This window comes from Verrucosispora sp. SN26_14.1, from assembly GCF_004307965.1.
In the GTDB taxonomy this organism is placed as follows: Bacteria; Actinomycetota; Actinomycetes; order Mycobacteriales; family Micromonosporaceae; genus Micromonospora.
The window spans coordinates 1-1,623 of sequence record NZ_SISL01000750.1 but is presented as its reverse complement, the minus strand read 5'-3'; the positions used below and the strand labels follow the sequence as shown (position 1 = coordinate 1,623).

Genomic DNA, 1,623 nt, shown 5'->3' with positions numbered 1-1,623 from the left:
GGCCAGGGCCGCGCCGGCACCGGCCAGACCGACGCCGGTGGCGGCGATCGCGTGCGCCAGGGCGGCCCGAGGGGTACGCGCGGAGAGGCCGACCGCCCCGATCCCGATCGCGGTCACCACCATCGGCCAGGGTGCCAACGCCCAGGACAGCCCGAAGGAGGCGGGTACGGCGAGCGCGGTCAACGCGGCACCGGTCACCGCGAACTCACGACGGATCTCCGGTGGCAGGGCGAGCACGGCGGCCACGGTCAACAGGAAGGCACTGGTGGCGAGCTGCCAGGAAGCCGGTCCCACCGCAGCCGCCAGTTCGGCCGGGTACCGGTCCAGGTCCGCCGCCCAGGCCGGCAGGGCGGCCTGGAGGGGGGCGAGTCCGGCTCGGAGGGCGCTGCCGGCGACGAGCACCCCGGTGACCGTCAACGCGATCGCGGAGGCGAGCTGCGGGCCACGACGCGCGGATTCCGGCACCGCCCGGACGGCCAGGCCGGTGACCGTGATGACGGCCGCGATCACCAGCAGGGCGCGCCCCGGCAGGGCCACCGAGGCGATCCGGCCGAGCGCGCCGATGACGGCCAGGGTGAGGACGCCCGCGCCGAGGTCGGGCAGCGGCGGACGCCGCAGCACCAGCGTCCCGGCCAGACAGACGGCGGCGGCCAGCAGCAGCACCAGGCCGGCCACGGTGGCGCCCGGCACGGTGGTGGCACGCACCAGGGCGGTCACCGCGTACGCGACGGCGACCGCGACCGCGACGCCGTGCAGGGCCCAGGTCAGTTCCCGCAGCCCGGGTACCGGTCGCGTCGGCGGGGCGGCCCGCCCGGTGCCGGTGAGGTCCAGCAGCTCACCGGCCTCTTCCGGCGCTCCTTCGGGCCGTCCCTCGGCCTGTCGCTGTCGGGGCGGCTTCGTCCGGCCGAGCGGGACCGGGGTCGGCTCGTCGGGGTGCGACTGCTCCACGGTGACCGGGGAGCGGGCCAGCCAGAGGTCGAGCAGGGCCACCACGGTCAGCACCAACGCCCAGCCGACCGGTCCACTGATCCGGTCGTACGCCAGCAGCGGCACCACCGGTTGCGCGGCCAGGACGGTCGCGAAGCGGGGAGCGCGCAGCCGGGTCCAGCCGGCGTAGCCGACGGAGACGGCGGCGGCGACCGCGAAGATCACTCCGGCGAAGACCGCGCCGGAGGCACCGCCGGCACCGATGGCGTCGACGGTCCAGAGTGCGTACCCGGCCAGCGGCACCAGGAGCAGGCCCACCGCGGCGATGGTCTCGGCGGTGGAGGTGAGTCCACGCCGGACCAGCACCGGCGGGGCGAGCAGCATGAGCACGGTGGCGAGCAGCAGGATGCCGAGCCGGGACAGCGCGTCCATCGAACTGGTCGCGACCACCGCGAAGACCACCGCGGCCACCCCGAGCAGCAGCGCCCCGAGCCCGAGCGGGATGTTCTGCACCTCGCGTGAGGAGGCTTCCGGCGGGTGCTCCGGGTCGTCGGCGTCCAGCCAGGCCGGCGCGTCCGGTGGCGGGTCGCCCGCCCCGAAACCGGCACCCTGCCGGGGTACCCGTGGTGGCGCGTCACCGCCGCCCGGCCCGTGCGCCGCCCGTGCGCTGCCGTCGACGGGTTGCTTGCGGGCCGA

At 76.6% G+C, this 1,623-nt stretch carries 1 pseudogene; it reads right to left on the bottom strand.

What is annotated here, in order from left to right:
• Positions 1-1,623: pseudogene (locus EYA84_RS31585) on the bottom strand (permease); the annotation flags it as partial.